Source organism: Caballeronia sp. (assembly GCF_049581465.1).
In the GTDB taxonomy this organism is placed as follows: Bacteria; Pseudomonadota; Gammaproteobacteria; order Burkholderiales; family Burkholderiaceae; genus Caballeronia.
Genome location: NZ_JBAUSA010000813.1, coordinates 1 through 3,433 on the forward strand (window position 1 = coordinate 1; position 3,433 = coordinate 3,433).

The following is a 3,433-nucleotide window of genomic DNA, read 5'->3' on the forward strand; positions in this document are numbered from 1 at the left end:
ATCCATGGACCACGACGATCCCATCCTGCGCTACTACGAAGCCGAGATGCGCTACCTGCGCGAAGCCGGCCGCGAATTCGCGAAGGCGCATCCCGACCGTGTGAACGGCGGTCAGGAAGCGCGTTTAAATGGCGGCGGACACTCTCTATATTGGATTGAGACGCATTTTCTGCCGGCGTGGGAATCGCGTCGTGAGGCGTAATTGGGGTGCGCTGCGGTGCGTCGTAAGGAGCCCGAAGGGCGAGTGCAGACGCACCGGGCGCTGGTTCGTGTTCGCTTTAGGGGGTGACGCAGGAATACAAGATAGGGTAGAAGAACAGTTCACCGCCGAAGAAACGGCCTGACACCGGCCCAAACCGCCAAGTTCACACCGATGTCAGACCCCACCGCGTGCGCGGAGCATGGGTGTGCAATGAGTATTGCACGCCTCGCCGGCTCTGTCGATATCGCCTCGGCATTGACGGGATTCTTCGATGCCGGCCACAGGCCGCTTTTACGTGTGCGCGCGTTGCCGGGTGCAGGTCATCGTTTGCCGCCGTTGCGATCGCGGCCAAATCTACTGCGACGGCGACTGTTCGTTGGCCGCTCGACAGAGCAGCCTTCGGGAGGCCGGGCGCCGATACCAGCACAGCCGCAATGGACGCCTCGCGCACGCCGAACGGATGCGCCGCTACCGCACTCGCTTAAATAAAGTGACACATCAGGGTTCCGCAGCGGCTGCCGCCGATGCTCTACTGCAAGCGACCCCGACAACATCGGCCAAAGCAACGACTCACGGTATCGCCAGGCGTTTGCCCGCCCACTGTCACTTCTGTCAACGTGCTTGCTCGGCGTTGGTGCGCCTCGGGCCGCTGCGTACTCGGGTCTTTCGACATGTTCGTACTGCTACAAACTTCACAGGACACGACCCATGAGCATCGGAGCAGAACTCGAGGCGCAAATCCTGCGCTATTACCACGTCGAGAAGTGGCGTGCCGGCACGATCGCTCGCCAATTGCACGTGCATCACGGAACAGTTCATCGGGTGCTGGCGCAAGCGGGACTTCCGAGGATTGGCGGTCTGCAACGACCTTCACAGATCGACGCGTACCTGCCGTTCATCCACGAAACGCTGAAGAAGTTTCCGTCACTCACGGCCAGCCGTCTTTATGCGATGGTGTGCGAGCGTGGCTACCGGGGCAATCATCACCACTTTAGGCATTTGATCTCGGTGCACCGTCCGAGGCCGATCACCGAGGCCTATTTGCGTCTACGAACGCTGCCAGGTGAGCAAGGACAGGTCGACTGGGCCCATTTCGACCACCTGCAGATTGGTCGCGCACGCCGACCGTTGATGGCCTTCGTGATGGTCTTGTCGTGGTCACGGCAGATTTACCTGCGCTTCTTCCTTGATGCACGCATGGACAGCTTTCTGGCCGGCCATGCAGGCGCCTTCGAGACATGGTCCGGTCTGCCCAGAGTCCTACTCTATGACAACCTCAAGAGCGCCGTCCTTGAGCGTCACGGCGACGCGATCCGGTTCAATCCTCAACTCCTCGCGTTCGCCGCCCATCATCGCTATGAGCCCCGTCCCGTGGCCGTTGCGCGAGGCAACGAGAAGGGCCGTGTCGAACGTGCAATCCGATACGTCCGCGAGAACTTCTTTGCTGCGCGTAAGTTCATCGACCTCGACGATCTAAATGCTCAGGCGGCGCTCTGGTGCGCTGGCCCCGCCGCGAATCGCCCTTGTCGCGAGGAGCCCACGATCACCGTGCGCGAAGCCTTCCAACGCGAGCGGCCAAGTCTGCTGGGTTTGCCCGAGAATCCCTATCCGTGCGAACTGCAACTGGCGGTCTCGGTTGGCAAGACTCCCTACGTTCGCTTTGACCAGAACGATTACTCGATTCCTCACACCCACGTTCGCCGCACGCTCACGGTACGGGCCGATCCCCATCAGGTGCGCATCCTCGATGGGCTCACGCTGCTGGCCACCCATGAGCGCAGTTACGATCGCGGCGCACAGATCGAGAATGCTGTGCATATTGAAGGCCTAGTGGAGCGCAAACGCGAAGCCCGTCACCATCGTGGCCTTGACCATCTGGGCCAAGCGGCTCCTGCCAGCCGGTTGCTGATGCAACGCGCTGCTGAACGCGGTGGCAATCTGGGCAACATTACCTCGCATTTGCTGCTCCTTCTCGATCGCTATAGCGCCGCCGAACTGCAAGCGGCTATCGAGGAGGTCCTCGCCAGTGGTGCGGCACCTCATCCGAATCCGGTGCGCTTGGCGCTGGAGCGCCGGCGCGAAGCGCGCCAGGCGCCTCCGCCTGTTGCAATCCCTTTGCCCGAACACGTGCGCAAGAAAGACACGCTCGTAACACCCCACCGACTCGATATATACGATCAAATCGCCGGAGACGCCGATGAACACGCCTGACGAGCTACAAGCTCGCGCGCACGCACTGCGCCTTTACGGACTGCTAACGCATTGGCCCGACGTGGCGGCCGAGCAGTGGGTTGCGCCTTTGCTGCAGTGGGAAGAGGATGAGCGCGCTCGCCGTTCTCTGGAGCGGCGTATCCGTGATGCACATCTGGGCAGCTTCAAACCGCTGTGCGACTTTGATTGGGCCTGGCCCAAGCGGTGCGATCGGGCCGTCGTCGAAGAGCTGATGGCGCTGGAGTTCGTCAAGGACACCGCGAACGTCGTACTGATCGGCCCGAACGGCGTCGGCAAATCGACGCTGGCGCTCAATCTCGCCTATCAGGCAATCGCACGCGGCCACACCGCTTTGTTCACCACCGCCGGCCAGATGCTCGGTGAACTGGCCGCGCTCGACAGCGATTCTGCACTACGTCGCCGACTGAACCGCTATGCCTCGCCCGACGTCCTGGTAATCGACGAAGTCGGCTACCTCTCATACTCGAACCGCCACGCCGATCTACTATTCGAACTCATTAGCCGTCGGTATGGCAAAGCGAGCACGGTGGTCACGACGAATAGGCCGTTCGCCGAATGGTCAGAGGTGTTCCCTAACGCTGCTTGCGTCGTCTCGCTTGTCGATCGACTGGTACACCGCGCGGAAGTCGTCGTGATTGAGGGCGAATCCTATCGCGTGAAGGAGGCACGCGAACGCGCCGAGCAACGCACGAGGAAACGCAGTGCAGCTAAAGCCGAGAAGAAATCATGACACGCCTTCACCTACCTTCCGGAACCACGCATGGGCTCGACTTCCTGATCCCCGACAACTGGTCCGCCGATCAGGCGCTCGCCGTCATCGAACTCCTCGATGATCTCCGCGAACGAATCTGTATGCACTACCAGTTCGTGCTCCATGAACTGCAGCACGAACAACGCGCTGCTCCCGTGAACCCTCACCTGCGCGATGTAGACGATCCGTTTTAACCTTCGCCGTGGGCCGACAGCGGCCTCGGTCGCTTATCTTTTATCCTTGCCGCC

General features: G+C 61.1%; 3 protein-coding genes and 1 pseudogene. All 4 read left to right on the plus strand.

From position 1 onward, the window contains the following. Positions 1–4: 4 nt before the first annotated feature. Positions 5–100, plus strand: a pseudogene (locus WCA53_RS19955) (type VI secretion system baseplate subunit TssF); the annotation flags it as partial. Between the two features lie 810 nt (positions 101–910). Continuing rightward, positions 911–2,413, plus strand: a complete 1,503-nt coding sequence (gene istA, locus WCA53_RS19960) for an IS21 family transposase (RefSeq protein WP_423914628.1) — start codon at positions 911–913, stop codon at positions 2,411–2,413. Next, positions 2,400–3,164, plus strand: coding sequence for an IS21-like element helper ATPase IstB (gene istB, locus WCA53_RS19965; RefSeq protein ID WP_423914631.1), 765 nt, complete (start codon positions 2,400–2,402; stop codon positions 3,162–3,164). The genes istA and istB overlap by 14 nt, the downstream gene beginning before the upstream one ends. After that, positions 3,161–3,379 (plus strand): hypothetical protein, encoded by a 219-nt coding sequence (locus WCA53_RS19970; protein WP_423914634.1) that lies wholly within the window; start codon positions 3,161–3,163, stop codon positions 3,377–3,379. Before istB ends, WCA53_RS19970 begins: the two co-directional genes overlap by 4 nt. Positions 3,380–3,433 lie beyond the last annotated feature (54 nt).

Coding starts and splice junctions, on each gene's coding strand:
- WCA53_RS19970 (WP_423914634.1), top strand. CDS start 3,161: ATGACACGCCTTCACCTACCTTCCGGAACCACGCATGGGCTCGACTTC.
- istA (WP_423914628.1), top strand. CDS start 911: ATGAGCATCGGAGCAGAACTCGAGGCGCAAATCCTGCGCTATTACCAC.
- istB (WP_423914631.1), top strand. CDS start 2,400: ATGAACACGCCTGACGAGCTACAAGCTCGCGCGCACGCACTGCGCCTT.